Source organism: Rhizobium sp. PEPV16, assembly GCF_008919455.1.
In the GTDB taxonomy this organism is placed as follows: domain Bacteria; phylum Pseudomonadota; class Alphaproteobacteria; order Rhizobiales; family Rhizobiaceae; genus Rhizobium; species Rhizobium leguminosarum_Q.
This window is the reverse complement of sequence record NZ_VSZV01000353.1, coordinates 66,050-82,088: the sequence shown is the minus strand read 5'-3', so window position 1 is coordinate 82,088 and position 16,039 is coordinate 66,050. Positions and strand designations below refer to the sequence as shown.

Genomic DNA, 16,039 nt, shown 5'->3' with positions numbered 1-16,039 from the left:
ATTGGCATGTCGCAACGTTGGTTCCAGGTCTGCTGAAAGGATCAGATGAAGTGCGAGAGCAGCAGCGCGAGGCAGGCGGCAGTGGCGCCGGCTGCAAGCATCAGATAGCGCAGGGCGACCATTCGAGCGTTCGGCTTTGCCTCGGCAATTGCGATGGCGCGGGCGCGTCGTGCGTTTCTGTTCATGGCGAAACCTCACTTCTCTCTGACACAACAACAATCCAACAAAACGGCTTGCCGGTAAAGCTTAATTTAGGAACGACCTCACAAACCGCCAATTGAGACAGGATGGCGCACCTCTATTAAGAAGTCTTGAATCGGCTTTTCTAGGCCCATTCGCCGGCGGCAAAACCGGAAGCCCAGGCCCACTGGAAATTATAGCCGCCGAGCCAGCCGGTGACGTCGACGCATTCGCCGATGAAATAAAGGCCGGGCACGGCTTTTGCTTCCATGCTGCGGGAATCGAGCGCTGCCGTGTCGATGCCGCCGAGCGTCACTTCGGCGGTGCGGTAGCCTTCCGAGCCGGACGGTTTGACCGCCCAGTTCTGGACGCCGGCGGCAAGACGCAGCAGCACCTTGTCGGGCAGGTCGGCCATGTTGCCGGAGATCTTTTCGCGCTCGACGAGAAACTGTGCCAGCCGCTTCGGCAGGATATCGCCGAGTGCCGTCTGCGGCGACTGACGGCCATTGATCTGTTTTGCGGTCTTCAGATGGGCCGCAATGTCGATATCCGGTTCGATCGAGACCACGACCTCGTCGCCCTCACGCCAAAAGGAAGAGATCTGCAGGACAGCGGGGCCGCTCAGCCCGCGATGGGTGAAGAGCAGCGCTTCGCGGAAGGCGGTTCTGCCCTGGCGGATTTCGGCCGGGGCGGCAATGCCGGCGAGCGGGGCGATGCTTTCCAGCAGGCCGGGATCGAGCGTCAGCGGCACGAGGCCGGGTCGGGTTTCGAGCACGGCCAAGCCGAACTGTTCGGCGAGGCGATAGGCAAAGCCGGTGGCGCCCATCTTCGGGATCGACTTGCCGCCGGTGGCGACGATAAGCGACGACGCTTCACAGTGACCTTCGCTCGTCGATACCCGGAAGCCGGATTCGGTCTTTTCGACGTCTGATATCTCGGTGCCAAGATGCAGCACTGCACCGGCCATGCGCATCTCAACCAGCAGCATGCGGATGATGTCTTTGGCGCTATCGTCGCAGAAAAGCTGGCCGAGCGTCTTTTCGTGCCAGGCGATGCCGTGACCGTCGACCATGGCGATGAAATCGGCGGGCGTGAAACGGGCAAGCGCCGACTTGCAGAAATGCGGGTTCGCGGAGAGGAAATTCTTCGGTCCGGCATGGATATTGGTGAAATTGCAGCGGCCGCCGCCTGATATGCGGATCTTCTCGCCAGGCGCCCTGGCATGGTCGAGGATGACGACCGAGCGGCCGCGTTTTCCGGCACGGATGGCGGCCATCATGCCCGCCGCTCCGGCGCCGATGACGATAACGTCGCTTTTGCGCTGCAAACCCGTTTCCCCGATCAAACCCGCGTCTTCTTTTTCCATCAAAGGGCGAAAGTCAACATTCTCAACCCCTCGCCAATTGGCAAAGTCTGGTTATGATGGCGCCACGATCAACGCAAACCGGTGTGTCATGTCCCCAAAAAAGACGACGCTGAAGCCTGCCAGAAACGTACCCGCCTCGAAGAAAACTCCCCCGGAGCCCGGATCCCTGCGCGGCGTTGCGAACTGGAAGGAAGCAGCGCGGTGGCTGAGGGACAGGGGCATCGAAGACATCGAATGCATCACGCCGGACCTTGCCGGCGTTGCGCGCGGCAAGATGATGCCGAGCTCGAAATTCACCTCCAACACCTCGCTGGCGCTGCCTTCGGCGATCTACCGGCACACGATTTCGGGCGAATATCCCGATGAGACGGAGAGCTTCCGCTATGAGCCGCGCGACAGCGATCTGAAGCTGATGCCCGACCTTTCGACGCTTTCCGTCGTGCCCTGGGAGACCGACCCGACGGCGCAGGTGATCTGCGATATCGTCGATTCGGACGGCGGGGAAGTGCCCTATACGCCGCGCAACGTGCTGAAGCGGATCATGAGCCTCTATCATGAGCGCGGCTGGAAACCGATCGTGGCGCCCGAGATCGAATTCTACCTCGTCGCCAAGAACGACGATCCCGACTATCCGCTCCACCCGCCGAAAGGCCGGTCCGGCCGCTCGATCCTCGGCGGCCAGGGCTATTCGATTGCCGGCATCAACGAGTTCGACGAACTGATCGACGACGTTTATCATTTCTCGGAGAAGCAGGGGCTGGAGATTGATACGCTGATCCACGAAGAGGGACCGGCGCAGCTCGAAATCAACCTGCGCCACGGCAATCCGATCGAGCTTGCCGACCAGGTGTTCCTGTTCAAGCGGACGATCCGTGAGGCGGCGCTGAAACACGACATCTACGCGACCTTCATGGCCAAGCCGATGCAGGGCCAGCCGGGCTCGGCGATGCATATCCACCAGTCGGTGGTCGATATCGAGACCGGCAAGAACATCTTCTCCAATGCCGATGGATCGGCTTCGAAGGAATTCTTCCACTTCATCGGCGGCATGCAGAAATTCGTGCCGAGCGCGATGGCGATGCTGGCGCCCTATGTGAATTCCTACCGGCGCCTGCAGCCCGATATGTCCTGCCCGGTCAACAATGCCTGGGGTTACGACAACCGGACGACGGCCTTCCGTGTCCCGGTCTCCGATCCGCAGGCGCGGCGCGTGGAAAACCGGCTGCCGAGCTCGGACGCCAATCCCTATCTCGCGCTCGCCGCCTCGCTCGCCTCCGGCCTGCTCGGCATCATGAAGGAGATCGAGCCGACGGCGCCGACCGAGGATTCGGCCAATGAGGGATCGATCGACCTGCCGCGCGGCCTGCTGGAAGCGGTGGCGCTACTCGAGGACGAACCCGCCTTCGAGGAGATCTTCGGCAAGCAGTTCATAGGCCTTTATGCCGGCGTCAAGCGCGGCGAGTTCGAGACCTTCATGCAGGTGATCAGCCCCTGGGAGCGGGAATTCCTTCTGCTCAACGTGTGAGGGAAGCATCATGGCATCGCAGGAGACGTGGCAGAGCCCGATCGCGCCCGGGCTGTCCTGGTATCAGGCAACCGTCGGGGAGCGGCCCACCTATCCCGCTCTCGACGGATCGAGAACATGCGACGTCGTAATTGTCGGCGGCGGTTATACCGGCCTGCAGGCCGCCTATAATCTTGCCAAGTCAGGCGTTTCGGTGGTCCTGATCGAGGCCTGCCGCTTCGGCGACGGAGCGTCCGGGCGCAATGGCGGCCAACTGGGTACCGGTCAGCGATGGTGGCCGGAAGAACTCGAGGAGAAGATCGGCTACGAACGCTCGAAGGCGTTGTTCGACCTTGCCGAGACGGCCAAGCACCATCTGCTCGATTTCGCCCGCGAGCACCAGATCGAGATCGACTATGTGCCCGGCCAGCTCAATGTCGCACACAAGGCAAGCTACAAACGCGACTATTACGAGAATGCCGAAATCGCCGCCTTGCGCTACGGCTATCCGCATCTCAGCTTCATGGACGAGGAGGAAACGCAAGAGAGGCTCGGCTCGAAGCGTTTCCATTGCGGCGTGCGCGATGTCGGCACCGGCCATATCCATCCGCTGAAGCTGCTGGTCGGGCTGGCGCGGGTCGCCGCCAATGCCGGTGCTGAAATCTTCGAGATGACCACGGCAACGGCGATCCGCCAAAGCGGCGGCAAGGTGACGATCGAAACGGAAAGGGGAACGATCACCGCTGAGCGCGCGCTGATCGCCTGCGACGGCCATATCGACGGCCTCGAGCCGGTGACGGCGAGCCATGTCATGCCGATCCGCTCCTTCATCGGCGCCACGGCGCCGCTCGACGGGCATCCCGATGTGCTGCCCGGGGGCGAGGCCGTGGCCGATTCGCGCTTCGTCGTGCGCTACTTCCGCAAATTCGGCGACGGCCGCCTGCTGTTCGGCGGACGCGAGGCCTATACCTCGGACAATCCGCGGGACATTTCGCTGCACATCCGCCGGCAGATTGCCGAGATCTACCCGGACCTGAAGGACATCGAGATCACCCATGCCTGGGGCGGCAGCGTCGGCATCACCCTGCCGCGCCAGCCCTTCGTGCGCGAGGTCATGCCCGGCGTCATCTCGATCGGCGGTTATTCCGGCCATGGCGTCATGCTGTCAAACTACTGTGGCAAGCTCTACGCGGAAACGGTGCTTGGAAAATCTCGCGATCTCGACCTCTTCACATCGCTTGATATTCCAGCCTTTCCCGGTGGTCCCCGCATGCGGGCGCCGTTGCTTTTCCTCGCCTTGTCGTGGTTTGCACTTCGCGACAAGTTTTAGTCCTATTGCGGATTTCATCTTCCGGAAATTCGCTCTAAAACCGGTGCCTGAGAGATTCATTGCACTGCACACTGGCTTTTTTAAATCGATTAGATTAAAAGAGCCGTCAACCAAGCCTGATTGAGAGACAAGCTCATGAGCAGCCAAATCATTCCCGTTGAGCCTTTTGATTACGTCGTTTTCGGCGGCAGCGGCGACCTTGCCGAACGCAAATTGCTGCCCGCCCTTTATCATCGCCAGATCGAAGGCCAGTTCAGCGAACCGACTCGCGTGATCGGCGCCTCGCGTAGCCCGTTGACCCATGAGGAATACCGCAATTTTGCCCGCGATGCGCTGAAGGAACACCTGAAGAAGGGTGAATATGACGAGGCTGAGGTGGAGAAGTTCTGTGCCCGGCTTTACTACGTCTCGGTCGATGCCCGCACCGACAGCGGCTGGGATCAGCTGAAGAAACTGCTCGATGAGGGCAAGGAGCGTGTGCGCTCCTTCTATCTGGCGGTCGCGCCCGGCATCTTCGGCGACATTTCGCAGAAGATCCACGACCACAAGTTGATCACCAAGTCGACCCGCATCGTCGTCGAGAAGCCGATCGGCCGCGACCTCGCCTCGGCGCTGCAGCTCAACGACACGATCGGCCGCGCCTTCAAGGAAGAGCAGATCTTCCGCATCGACCATTATCTTGGCAAGGAGACGGTGCAGAACCTGATGGCGCTGCGCTTCGCCAACGCGCTCTATGAGCCGCTGTGGAACGCCAACTATATCGACCACGTGCAGATCACCGTGGCTGAATCGGTCGGCCTCGAAGGCCGCGCCGGCTATTACGACACGGCGGGCGCACTGCGCGATATGGTGCAGAACCACATCCTGCAGCTGCTCTGCCTGACGGCGATGGAAGTGCCCTCGTCAATGGATTCGGAAGCCGTGCGTGACGAGAAGTTGAAGGTGCTGCGCGCGCTGAAGCCGCTCAATGCCTCCAACGTCGAGCAGGCGACGGTCCGCGGCCAGTATCGCGCCGGCGCATCGGGTACCGGCCCGGTCAAGGGCTACCTCGAAGAGCTCGAAGGCGGTGTCTCGAACACCGAGACCTTCGTCGCCATCAAGGCCGAGATCAACAATTGGCGCTGGGCGGGCGTCCCCTTCTATATAAGAACCGGCAAGCGCCTGACCGGGCGCATGTCCGAGATCGTCATCACCTTCAAGCCGATCCCGCACGCGATCTTCGACCAGGCGGCCGGGCGCATCGTCGCCAACCAGTTGATCATCCGCCTGCAGCCGGATGAGGGCGTCAAGCAGTCGCTGATGATCAAGGATCCGGGTCCGGGCGGCATGCGCCTGCGCAACGTCTCGCTCGACATGAGCTTCGCCCAGGCCTTCAACGTCCGCAATCCGGACGCCTACGAGCGCCTGCTGATGGACGTGATCCGTTCCAACCAGACATTGTTCATGCGCCGCGACGAAGTCGAAGCCGCGTGGAAATGGGTGGATCCGATCCTAAAGGGTTGGGAAACGACCGGCCAGCAGGTGCAGGGCTATACGGCCGGCACCTGGGGACCGAGCCAGGCCATCGCGCTGATCGAGCGTGACGGCCGCACCTGGCATGACGAAATCTAGGACGAAATCGATGGCATCGACCCTGCATTCCTTCGCCAGCGCCGCAGACCTCGCCGGCAGCCTCGCCGATAAGGTCGCCGATACGCTTTCGGCAGCGATCGCCGCCCGCGGAACGGCGTCCATCGCCGTTTCCGGCGGCTCCACACCGAAGGCCTTCTTCCAGGCGCTTTCGACACGCGACATTGCCTGGGAAAAAGTGACTATCACGCTTGTCGACGAACGCTTCGTGCCGGCCGACAATCCGCGCTCGAACCATCTGCTGGTCGACGCCAATCTTCTTCAAAACAAGGCAAAGGCGGCGCGCTTCGTGCCGCTTTACCAGCCGGCACCTTCCGTCGAGGAAGCTGCAAGACTTGCGACGGCAAAAAGCGCCGAGATCGGCATCCCCTTCGACATCGTCATCCTCGGCATGGGTGGCGACGGCCACACCGCCTCGTTCTTTCCCGGCGGCAGCAATCTTGCCAAGGCGCTCGACGCATCGACGCCGCGCGGCATCATCACCATGGAAGCGGAAGGGGCCGGCGAGCCGCGCCTGACCTTCACCTTCTCCAGTCTTGAGGATGCCGCACTCCTGGTTCTCCATATCGAGGGCGAAGGCAAAAAAGACGTTCTCGCCAAGGCGGAAGGCAGCGGTGAAGAGGCAGAAATGCCGATCCGCGCCATTCTGCGCCGGGCCACTTCCCCGGTCGAGATCTACTGGGCTCCCTGATCCGCCGCAGATCTGAAATTCAGATCTAGGCCGGAGCCGCCGAAACACATAGAGACAACGAACAAGGCAGGGATTTTCCATGTCCGCTCATGCACGCATCTCTGCGATCACCGATCGCATCGTCGAACGCTCGAAGCCCACCCGCGAACGCTATCTCGAACGCCTGCGCGCGGCCGCCTCGCAGGGCGTGCAGCGCTCGGTGCTTGGCTGCGCCAACCTCGCCCACGGCTTCGCGGTCTGTTCCCCCGCCGACAAGGATGCGCTTGCCGGCGACCGCATCCCCAATCTCGGCATCATCACCGCTTATAACGACATGCTCTCGGCCCACCAGCCGTTCGAGACCTATCCGGCGATCATCCGTGAGGCAGCCGCCCAGGCAGGCGGCGTGGCGCAGGTGGCCGGCGGCGTGCCGGCGATGTGCGATGGCGTCACCCAGGGACAGCCGGGCATGGAGCTCTCGCTCTTCTCGCGCGACCTGATCGCCATGTCGGCGGGCGTCGGCCTGTCGCACAACATGTTCGATGCCGCCCTCTTCCTCGGCGTCTGTGACAAGATCGTGCCCGGCCTCGTGATCGCAGCACTCTCCTTCGGGCACCTGCCGTCGATCTTCGTTCCGGCCGGTCCGATGACCACAGGCCTGCCGAACGACGAGAAGTCGCGCGTCCGCCAGCTCTTCGCCGAGGGCAAGGTCGGACGCGCCGAACTGCTGGAAGCGGAATCGAAATCCTATCACGGTCCCGGCACCTGCACCTTCTACGGCACCGCCAATTCCAACCAGATGCTGATGGAGATCATGGGCTTCCACATGCCGGGCTCCTCCTTCATCAATCCCGGCACGCCGCTGCGCGAAGCGCTGACGCGCGAAGCTGCCAAGCGCGCGCTGGCGATCACCGCGCTCGGCAACGAATTCACGCCGGCGGGCGAGATGATCGACGAACGCTCGGTCGTCAACGGCGTCGTCGGCCTGCATGCTACCGGCGGCTCGACCAATCATACGCTGCACCTCGTCGCCATGGCGCGGGCAGCCGGCATCCAGCTCACCTGGCAGGACATTGCCGAGCTTTCGGAAATCGTCCCGCTGCTTGCCCGCGTCTATCCGAACGGACTTGCCGACGTGAACCATTTCCAGGCGGCCGGCGGCATGGGTTTCCTGATCAAGGAACTGTTGAAACACGGCCTGGTGCATGACGACGTGCGCACCGTCTTCGGCCAGGGTCTTGATGCCTATACGGTCGATGCCCGTCTCGGCGAAAAGGGCGCCGTCGTACGCGAACCGTCGCCGGAAAAAAGCGTCGATCCCAAAGTGCTCTCCAGCATCGAGACGCCGTTCCAAGCGAATGGCGGGTTGAAGATGCTGCGTGGCAATCTCGGCAAGGCGGTCATCAAGATATCGGCCGTCAAGCCGGAGCGTCACATCATCGAGGCGCCGGCGATCATTTTCCACAGCCAGCAGGAGCTGCAGGATGCCTTCAAGGAAGGCAAGCTCAACCGCGATTTCATCGCTGTCGTGCGCTTCCAGGGTCCAAAGGCGAACGGCATGCCGGAATTGCACAAGCTAACGCCGCCGCTCGGCGTGCTGCAGGACCGGGGCTTCCGCGTGGCGCTGCTGACCGACGGTCGCATGTCGGGCGCATCCGGCAAGGTGCCGGCGGCGATCCACGTCACCCCGGAAGCGGTCGATGGCGGTCCGATCGCCCGCATCCGCGAGGGCGACATCATTCGCCTGGACGCGATCAAGGGCACGCTCGAGCTGCTCGTCGATGCGGCCGATTTGGCCGAGCGCGAGCCGGTGACCGTCGATCTCTCCGACAATGAATTCGGCATGGGCCGCGAGCTCTTCGCACCGTTCCGCCGCGCCGTCGGACCTTCGGACCAGGGTGCGAGCGTGCTCTTCCACCACTGAGCGTGGTCACTGGAGACAGACAAAAACCCACGGGGCGCGCGCAGCACCCCGTGGGTTTTTGATTTCAGTCGGATGGTCCCTCAGGCCCGGATATCGAGAACGTAGTCGCGGTGGGCCGGATGGGTGCTGTAGACGAAGATCTTGTTCAGCTCCTTCTGCGTCAGCAGGCGCAGGAAGCGCACGTCGATCGTATTGTTGACGTTGACCTTCATCAGCAGGCAGCCGACCTTGGTGATGCGGGCATCCGGAATATCAAGATAGAACTGCTTCGGCAGGCTGAACTGAGTCAGGATCGCGAGTGTCGCGCTGCTCATCGAGATCCGGACAATGTCGCAGCGGCGCGAAGCCGCGTGCATGACGCCCTTCTCCGTATATTCGATGCGCGCGGCATTCATCGTGTCCTCCATTTTGAACCGCGCCTCGCGATCGTACATGAAGGATTCTTCCTTGCTCAGGAAATGAGATTTTGGCTGTGACGGATTGGAAGCGGCCACGTGCTTATCCCCCTCATAAATTGACGAGGAAAAGGTAGCAGCCGATCTTTAACAGAAAGTGAGAATTCGGCCCGTCCTGCACAATTCCTGGGGTAATCACCCCAAAAATGGCCGCCTCATTTCCGGTAGGTATGACCGGTTGCGTCAAAGAGATGCAACTTCTGCCTGTCGGCGGCAAACCGCATCCTCTGGCCCTTCTTCACATCGTAGATGCCGGGCAACTTGACGACGATCGGCTCGCCGGGAACCAGGCCCTCGATATAAAGCAGCGTCACTTCGCCGAGCGCTTCGACGATCGACACTTCACCTTCGAAAAGGTAGTCGGCGCCGTCGGCAACCCCGAGATCCTCCGGACGAACGCCGAAGCTTGCCTGCTTGCCCATTTCCGACGCGTCGGTCGCCACATCAAGGGTCACCGACATGCCGCCGGTCAGCGTCACCGTCGTTTGGCTTCCGGTGCCTAATATCGTCGCGGGGATGATGTTCATCGCCGGCGATCCGATGAATTTCGCAACGAAGAGGTTTGCCGGGCGTTCGTAGAGGTCCAGCGGCGCGCCGACCTGCTCGATATTGCCGGCGGAGAGAACGACGATGCGATCGGCGAGCGTCATCGCCTCGACCTGATCATGGGTGACGTAGATCATCGTCGTATCGGCCATCTGTTCGTTCAGACGGGCGATCTCGATGCGGGTCGCGACGCGCAGCGCGGCATCGAGGTTGGACAGCGGCTCGTCGAACAGGAAGACCTTCGGATCGCGGCAGATGGCGCGGCCGATTGCCACGCGCTGGCGCTGGCCGCCGGAAAGCGCCTTCGGCAGGCGACCGAGATATTGGGTCAGCTGCAGGCTCTCGGCCGCCGCCTTGACGCGGCGATCGATTTCCTGCTTGCTTTCGCCAGCGATCTTCATGCCGAACGCCATGTTATCGAAGACGGTCATATGCGGGTAGAGCGCATAGGACTGGAAGACCATGGCGATGCCGCGCTTGGAGGGCGGCACGTCATTGACGAGATGGCCATCGATATACATCTCACCGCCGGTGATCGCCTCGAGACCGGCGATCATGCGCAGAAGCGTGGACTTGCCACAGCCGGACGGACCGACGAAGACGATGAATTCTCCCTGCTTGATATCGAGGTCGATACCGTGGAGAACATCCACGGAACCGTAGGATTTGCGGATATCCTTCAGCGTCAGTCCAGTCATTTCTCTCTCCCCTGCGTTCTTTAGGCGAGACGGGCGAAATACGCCCCCCAGGCCGGAATATCGATCTTGTCGCCATAGTTGTTGCTGGTAAAGCCGTGGCCCGTCAATGCCTGCCATTCTCCCGCAGGCAGAATGACGCTGGCCTCGCCCGGGCTCATATTGAAGATGCAAAGCAGCTTCTCATTGCCGTATTCACGGGTGAAGACCAGCGTATCGCCCTGTGTTTCCTCGAATTCGATCTCGCCCTTGGCAAAAGCCGGGTGCAGCTTGCGGAAGGCGATGAAGCGGCGGTAGTGCTCCAGCACCGAAGCCTCGTCGCCCAGTTGGACGCTGACGGCACGCAGGATATGCTCGACCGGCACTGGCAACCAGGGCTTGACCGTCGAGAAGCCGCCCTGGGCGACCTGGCTGTCCCAGACCATCGGCGTGCGGCAGCCGTCGCGGCCCTTGAATTCCGGCCAGAACTGGATGCCATAGGGGTCCTGCAGATCCTGATAGGCGAGATCGGCCTCGGTCAGCGCCAGTTCCTCGCCCTGATAGAGGCAGACGGAGCCGCGCATCGTCATCAGCAACGAGGCATAGAGCTTGGCGAAGGCGTCGTGATCGGCGACCAGCCCGCCCCAGCGGCTGACATGGCGCATGACGTCGTGATTGGAGAAGGCCCAGCAGGCCCAGCCATCCGGTGCGGCGGCTTCGAAATCCTGCATCACCTCCTCGACCCGCTCCGGCGTCAGCGGATCGGGCGCCAGGAACTCGAAGGCGTAGCACATATGCATCTTGTCGTTGCCGGAGGTGTATTCACCGACGATTTCGAGGCCGCGCTGGCTGTCGCCGACTTCTCCGACGGCGGCGATTGCGGGGAATTCCTCGAGAACGGCGCGGAAGCGCTTCAGGAAGGCAAGGTTTTCGGGCCGGTTCTTGTCGTAGAGATGCTCCTGAAAATTATAGGGATTGACGGCCGGCGCCGTCGAGGCGTTGCGGCGTTCGGGCGCAAGCGCCGGATTGTCGCGCAGCTGCGTGTCATGGAAATAGAAATTGATGGTGTCGAGGCGGAAGCCGTCGACGCCGCGATTGAGCCAGAAGCGTACGACATCGAGCAGACGGTCCTGCACCTCAGGGTTATGCAGGTTCATGTCCGGCTGCGAAGTCAGGAAATTGTGCAGGTAATATTGCATGCGCGTCGGATCCCACGCCCATGCCGAGCCGCCGAAGATCGACAGCCAGTTGTTCGGCGGCGTGCCGTCCGGCTTGGCATCGGCCCAGACATACCAGTCGGCCTTGGCGTTGGTCTTGCTGGAGCGGCTTTGCACGAACCAGGGATGCTGATCCGAGCTGTGGGAGATGACGAGGTCGATCATCACGCGGATGCCGAGGCGATGGGCCTCGGCGATCATCGTGTCGAAATCCACCAGCGTGCCGAAGATCGAATCGACATTCTCGTAGTCGGAAACGTCATAACCGAAATCACGCATCGGCGAGGTGAAGAAAGGCGAGATCCAGATCGCATCGACGCCAAGGCTTGCCACATGCGGCAGGCGGGCGGTGATGCCCTTCAGGTCGCCGATGCCGTCGCCGTTCGAATCCTGGTAGGAGCGCGGATAGATCTGATAGATCACCGCGCCGCGCCACCAGTCCTTGTCAGGGGTCGAGATCGATTGGGAAGCCACGTTCATGGAATATCCTGTTTGAAGTCACGGTCGGGAATGGTCAGCCTCCCTTGACCGAACCCGCCAGCAGACCGCGCACCAGGTAACGCTGCAGCCCGAAGAAGACGAGCAGCGGCACGATGATGGTGACGAAGGCTGACGCCGTCAAAATCTCCCAATTGCCGCCGCGTGAGCCGAGCAGCGCGTTCAGGCTGCCGGTCAGCACGATGTGGTCCTTGTCGGTGCCGAGGAAGACCATGGCGACGAGCAGGTCGTTCCACACCCATAGGAACTGGAAGATGGCGAAGGAGGCGAGTGCCGGGAAGGAGAGAGGCAATACGATGCGGACGAAGATCTCGAAATCGCTCGCGCCGTCGACACGGGCGGATTCGATGATTTCCTTCGGCAGGCCGGCGATATAGGCCCGCAAGAGATAGATGGCGAGCGGCATGCCGAAAGCGGTATGAGCCAGCCAGATGCCGGGATAGGTCTTCGACGGCTGGCCGAGCATGTTGCCGATCTCGTTGTAGAGACGCAGCAGCGGGATCAGCGACATCTGCAGCGGCACGACGATGAGGCCGACGACGAGCGCAATCAGCAGCGCTCGGCCGGGAAACTCCATCCAGCTCAGCGCATAAGCGGCGAAAGCGGCAATCAGGATCGGGATGATCGTCGCCGGGATCGTCACGGTCAGCGAGTTGATGAAGGATTGGCCAATGCCCTCGCCTCTTAGAACCGTGTTGTAGTTCTGCATCGTGAATTCCGGCGGCGCCGAGACGGATGCATAGATGCGCCGCGGGCGTTGGTCGGGCGAAAAGGCGGCGTTCTTCACATAGCGATAACTGCCGTCGCTGTTGATCTGGAGGGTTTCACCGTCGCCGAGATCGGCGGTCTCTCCGGCTTTAAAGGCGGCCGGCTGCTGCACGCGGTTGCCGAAGGCCTTCACCTCGCGGCCGGTCTGGCCTTCCAGCACATTGCCTGCAATGACATAGGCGGCACCTTCCTGCTGCTGCTGGTCCGGTGTGCCCAAGCGAACGGCAACGGTCTGCGTCGAGCCGACGAAGGCCGTCCACCAGCCGGAGACGACGATCTGGTCCTTGTCGCGCAGCGCGCTGACGAAGATGCCGAGCGTCGGGATGAGCCAGATGATGACAATCAGCAGAACGGCTGCGTGAACGAAGAGACGGGCGGGACCGATCTTGAAATAGCTTCCGATAGCGGTCATCTCAGTGCCCCTTCAATTCGCGATTGGCGCGGCGCACGTTCCAGACCATGATCGGCGTGACGGCGAGCATGATGATGATGGCAATGACCGCGCTTCGGCCGGAATCGCCGCCGCCGCGGAACATCCAGTCGAACATCAGGTTCGCCAGCACCATCGTCTGCCACTGGCCGTTGGTCATGGTCAGCACGATGTCGAAGACCTTGAGGACGAGGATGGTGATCGTCGTCCAGACGACTGCGATGGAGCCCCAGATCTGCGGCACCATGATGCGCCAGAAGATCTGCCAGCCATTGGCGCCGTCGATGACGGCCGCTTCGATCGTCTCTTCCGGAATGCCGCGAAGAGCCGCCGACAGGATGACCATGGCGAAACCGGTCTGGATCCAGATCAGAATGATCATCAAGAAAAAGTTGTTCCAGAAGGGAATGGAGATCCACACCTCCGGCGTGCCGCCGAAGGTCTGGACGATGGCGTTCAGCAGGCCGATCTGGACGTCGTTGCCGCCGCGATATTCATAAATGAATTTCCAGATGACCGAGGCGCCGACGAAGGAGATCGCCATCGGCATGAAGACGATGCTCTTGGCGATATTGCCCCACCAGATGCGATCGGTCATCACGGCGATGACGAGGCCGAAGAAGGTGCAGGCAGCAGGCACCACGGCGAGCCAGAGGATGTTGTTGAAGATCGCCTGGCGGAATTCGCGGTCGCCGAGCGCCCATTTGTAGTTGGCGAGGCCGACGAACTGCAGACCGGCGCGGTCGTAGAAGGAGAGGATGAAGGTCGCAACGACGGGATAGACGAGGTAGACGATGAGCAGGAACAGCGCCGGGCCGATGAACAACCATGGCCGGATCAATGCGCGGCGGTTGAGGTTCCGCGATGCGGCGCGGATGTCGCCGTCCTTCACAGGCAGAGCCATATCCAGGATCTTGTTCGAAAAATAGAAATAGGCCGAGCACACGATCACGGCGGCGACCACGACACCCAAAGCGGACACTATCTGCGACAGCATTTCGTCCCTCCCCTGCTTCCCCTGATCTTATTCCGACCGGTTTTTAATTCTGACGGGTCGACCCCGGTCACCGTCAATCTCTTTGATTGCCTGATCACAATATATCCTGCGATGGCCGGGCTCTTTGCGAGCCCGGCCAGTCATGCAAGCCATGCCGCCGGCAAGCCGGCGGCATCATTTTGAAGGATTACTTGATGCCGTCCCAGGCGCTCTGGATTTCGCCAGCGGCCTCTTCAGCGGACTTGCCGCCGACGAAATCGACCATGCCCGTCCAGAAGGCGCCGGCGCCGATCTTGCCCGGCATCAGGTCGGAACCGTCGAAGCGGAAGGTGGTGGCGGAGGTCAGGATATCGCCTTCCTTCTTCATCTGCGGGTTGGCATAGGCCTCGGTGCTGACGCCCTTATACGGTGTCAGGAAGCTCGACTGCGCCATCCAGACCTCATGGGCGATCGGGGTCTTCAGGAAGTCGATGAAGGCGCGAGCAGCCTTCGAGTCCTTGGCGATCGAGACGAGCGTGCCGGCGCCCAGAACCGGCTTGCCGAGTTCAGGATGCGAAGCAAAGGTCGGCATGTAGAAGAAGTCGGCATCCTGGCCGAGCTTCGTGCCTTCAGGGAAGAAGGACGGGATGAACGAGGCCTGATGGTGCATGTAGCACTTCGGCGGAACTGCGAAGAGGCCCTTCGGGCTGTCGCGGAAATCGGTCGAGGCCACGGCTGCGACGCCGCCATCGACGTATTTCGCGTTCTTGGCGAACTTGCCGAACTCGTCGATCGCGGCAACGACGGCCGGATCGGTGAACTTCAGCTCGTTGGTCGTCCACTTGTCGTAGGCTTCCGGCGGCTGCATGCGCAGCATGATGTCCTCGACCCAGTCGGTCGCCGGCCAGCCGGTGGCGCCGCCGGAACCGAGACCGATGCACCAGGGAACGCCGCCGTCCTTGACGATCTGGTCGGTCAGGGCATGCAGCTCTTCCATGGTCGTCGGGATCTTGTAACCGGCTTCCTCGAAGTTCTCCGGAACATACCAGACCAGCGATTTTACGTCGGCCTTGTAGGGGAAGGCGTAGAAGGCCTCCTTGCCGTCCTTGCCCTTGTAGGTGCCGTAACCGACCCAGCTGTCGCCGGCGCCGTAATTGTCCTTGATCCACTTGGAGTTGTCATCGCCGAGCGGCGTCAGGAAGCCCTTGCTGGCGAGATCGGCCAGGAGGCCGGGCTGCGGCAGAACGGCAATGTTCGGCGGCGAGCCCGCCTGCGTGTCGATAACGATCTGCTGTTCGTAGTTTTCGGAAGAGGAGTATTTGGCATCGATGCCGGTGGCTTCGGTGAAATAGGCAAGCACGCTCATGAAGAACGCCTCGTCCTCGCCACGCCACGGCCCGAAGATCGTCAGCGGCTGACCCTTCAGATCGGCATGCGCAGCCTTGAACTCGTCATAGCTCTTCCAGTTGAACTTGGAATCCTGTCCCGGGGCAAATTTCAAATCGGCCGCGGACGCAGCACCGGCAAAAAGCGCTGCCACGGCAACGCCCATCAAAAATGACTTTTTCATGTGATCAACCTCCCATCACAATCCCAACAGCACCGAATTCCCTCAATAAAAGAAATTTCAAAGCGCTTTGACACCCAACTCATTCCACTTTCGGTGGAATGGAGTCAAGTTAATTCGCGAAAACCCGCTGTGAATACGCCAGATATCGGGGCATATCGCGGCGTAACAGCGCCTATCGGGAAATATGGAGCGATTTTTCTTGAGTCAAGCGCGCCAGATGATACATAATTGAAAGCGCTTTGGATGCCTGGGAGGCGGCATGCATTTTCAAGACGGCTGACGGGCGGGGCTGGGAGGAAGCA

At 61.4% G+C, this 16,039-nt stretch carries 13 protein-coding genes; 5 read left to right on the top strand and 8 right to left on the bottom strand.

Features of this window, described 5'->3' with window-relative positions; all coding sequences use genetic code 11:
• Positions 1 to 41: 41 nt before the first annotated feature.
• Together FY112_RS37075 and FY112_RS32545 are read right to left on the bottom strand one after the other, a co-directional pair.
• Entirely contained in the window at positions 42 to 185 is a 144-nt protein-coding gene (locus FY112_RS37075) for a hypothetical protein (protein ID WP_165503813.1), read from the bottom strand.
• 140 nt (positions 186 to 325) lie between these two features.
• The gene (locus FY112_RS32545) at positions 326 to 1,546 is read right to left on the bottom strand and encodes an NAD(P)/FAD-dependent oxidoreductase (RefSeq protein WP_151520233.1); all 1,221 of its coding nucleotides are present in this window, start codon (positions 1,544 to 1,546) and stop codon (positions 326 to 328) included.
• Positions 1,547 to 1,634: 88 nt separating this feature from the next.
• On the opposite strand from FY112_RS32545, the gene FY112_RS32540 reads away from it, so the two are divergent.
• From FY112_RS32540 to edd, 5 genes are all read left to right on the top strand, one after another.
• On the top strand, positions 1,635 to 3,071 hold the full coding sequence (locus FY112_RS32540) for a glutamine synthetase family protein (RefSeq protein WP_017959030.1): 1,437 nt from the start codon (positions 1,635 to 1,637) through the stop codon (positions 3,069 to 3,071).
• 10 nt (positions 3,072 to 3,081) lie between these two features.
• A complete protein-coding gene (locus FY112_RS32535) occupies positions 3,082 to 4,380 on the top strand; it encodes an FAD-binding oxidoreductase (RefSeq protein WP_151520232.1) in 1,299 nt (432 codons plus the stop codon).
• A 135-nt stretch (positions 4,381 to 4,515) separates the two neighbouring features.
• Positions 4,516 to 5,991 carry a glucose-6-phosphate dehydrogenase gene (gene zwf, locus FY112_RS32530; protein ID WP_017959028.1) on the top strand — a complete coding sequence of 492 codons (1,476 nt, stop codon included), beginning with the start codon at positions 4,516 to 4,518 and terminating at the stop codon, positions 5,989 to 5,991.
• A 10-nt stretch (positions 5,992 to 6,001) separates the two neighbouring features.
• On the top strand, positions 6,002 to 6,700 hold the full coding sequence (gene pgl, locus FY112_RS32525) for a 6-phosphogluconolactonase (RefSeq protein ID WP_151520231.1): 699 nt from the start codon (positions 6,002 to 6,004) through the stop codon (positions 6,698 to 6,700).
• Between the two features lie 79 nt (positions 6,701 to 6,779).
• Entirely contained in the window at positions 6,780 to 8,603 is a 1,824-nt protein-coding gene (gene edd, locus FY112_RS32520) for a phosphogluconate dehydratase (RefSeq protein ID WP_151520230.1), read from the top strand.
• A gap of 80 nt (positions 8,604 to 8,683) precedes the next feature.
• On the opposite strand, the gene FY112_RS32515 is transcribed toward edd, so the two are convergent.
• The 6 genes from FY112_RS32515 to FY112_RS32490 all read right to left on the bottom strand — a co-directional run bounded on the left by FY112_RS32515 (position 8,684) and on the right by FY112_RS32490 (position 15,737).
• Complete coding sequence (locus tag FY112_RS32515; protein WP_032991295.1) at positions 8,684 to 9,037, bottom strand: hypothetical protein; 354 nt, start codon at positions 9,035 to 9,037, stop codon at positions 8,684 to 8,686.
• Positions 9,038 to 9,213: 176 nt separating this feature from the next.
• A complete protein-coding gene (ugpC, locus tag FY112_RS32510) occupies positions 9,214 to 10,302 on the bottom strand; it encodes a sn-glycerol-3-phosphate ABC transporter ATP-binding protein UgpC (protein ID WP_151520229.1) in 1,089 nt (362 codons plus the stop codon).
• Between the two features lie 20 nt (positions 10,303 to 10,322).
• Complete coding sequence (locus tag FY112_RS32505) at positions 10,323 to 11,975, bottom strand: alpha-glucosidase (protein ID WP_151520228.1); 1,653 nt, start codon at positions 11,973 to 11,975, stop codon at positions 10,323 to 10,325.
• 34 nt (positions 11,976 to 12,009) lie between these two features.
• Positions 12,010 to 13,173, bottom strand: a complete 1,164-nt coding sequence (locus tag FY112_RS32500) for a carbohydrate ABC transporter permease (protein ID WP_132613000.1) — start codon at positions 13,171 to 13,173, stop codon at positions 12,010 to 12,012.
• 1 nt (position 13,174) lies between these two features.
• The gene (locus FY112_RS32495; protein WP_131642114.1) at positions 13,175 to 14,188 is read right to left on the bottom strand and encodes a sugar ABC transporter permease; all 1,014 of its coding nucleotides are present in this window, start codon (positions 14,186 to 14,188) and stop codon (positions 13,175 to 13,177) included.
• Between the two features lie 187 nt (positions 14,189 to 14,375).
• Complete coding sequence (locus FY112_RS32490) at positions 14,376 to 15,737, bottom strand: ABC transporter substrate-binding protein (RefSeq protein ID WP_017959020.1); 1,362 nt, start codon at positions 15,735 to 15,737, stop codon at positions 14,376 to 14,378.
• Positions 15,738 to 16,039: the final 302 nt, after the last annotated feature.

Excerpts from the sequence above, each read along its gene's own strand:
- FY112_RS32495 (WP_131642114.1), bottom strand. The coding sequence starts at position 14,188 with ATGCTGTCGCAGATAGTGTCCGCTTTGGGTGTCGTGGTCGCCGCCGTG.
- FY112_RS32500 (WP_132613000.1), bottom strand. The coding sequence starts at position 13,173 with ATGACCGCTATCGGAAGCTATTTCAAGATCGGTCCCGCCCGTCTCTTC.
- FY112_RS37075 (WP_165503813.1), bottom strand. The coding sequence starts at position 185 with ATGAACAGAAACGCACGACGCGCCCGCGCCATCGCAATTGCCGAGGCA.
- FY112_RS32515 (WP_032991295.1), bottom strand. The coding sequence starts at position 9,037 with ATGTACGATCGCGAGGCGCGGTTCAAAATGGAGGACACGATGAATGCC.
- zwf (WP_017959028.1), top strand. The coding sequence starts at position 4,516 with ATGAGCAGCCAAATCATTCCCGTTGAGCCTTTTGATTACGTCGTTTTC.
- ugpC (WP_151520229.1), bottom strand. The coding sequence starts at position 10,302 with ATGACTGGACTGACGCTGAAGGATATCCGCAAATCCTACGGTTCCGTG.
- FY112_RS32490 (WP_017959020.1), bottom strand. The coding sequence starts at position 15,737 with ATGAAAAAGTCATTTTTGATGGGCGTTGCCGTGGCAGCGCTTTTTGCC.
- edd (WP_151520230.1), top strand. The coding sequence starts at position 6,780 with ATGTCCGCTCATGCACGCATCTCTGCGATCACCGATCGCATCGTCGAA.
- FY112_RS32535 (WP_151520232.1), top strand. The coding sequence starts at position 3,082 with ATGGCATCGCAGGAGACGTGGCAGAGCCCGATCGCGCCCGGGCTGTCC.
- pgl (WP_151520231.1), top strand. The coding sequence starts at position 6,002 with ATGGCATCGACCCTGCATTCCTTCGCCAGCGCCGCAGACCTCGCCGGC.
- FY112_RS32540 (WP_017959030.1), top strand. The coding sequence starts at position 1,635 with ATGTCCCCAAAAAAGACGACGCTGAAGCCTGCCAGAAACGTACCCGCC.
- FY112_RS32545 (WP_151520233.1), bottom strand. The coding sequence starts at position 1,546 with ATGGAAAAAGAAGACGCGGGTTTGATCGGGGAAACGGGTTTGCAGCGC.
- FY112_RS32505 (WP_151520228.1), bottom strand. The coding sequence starts at position 11,975 with ATGAACGTGGCTTCCCAATCGATCTCGACCCCTGACAAGGACTGGTGG.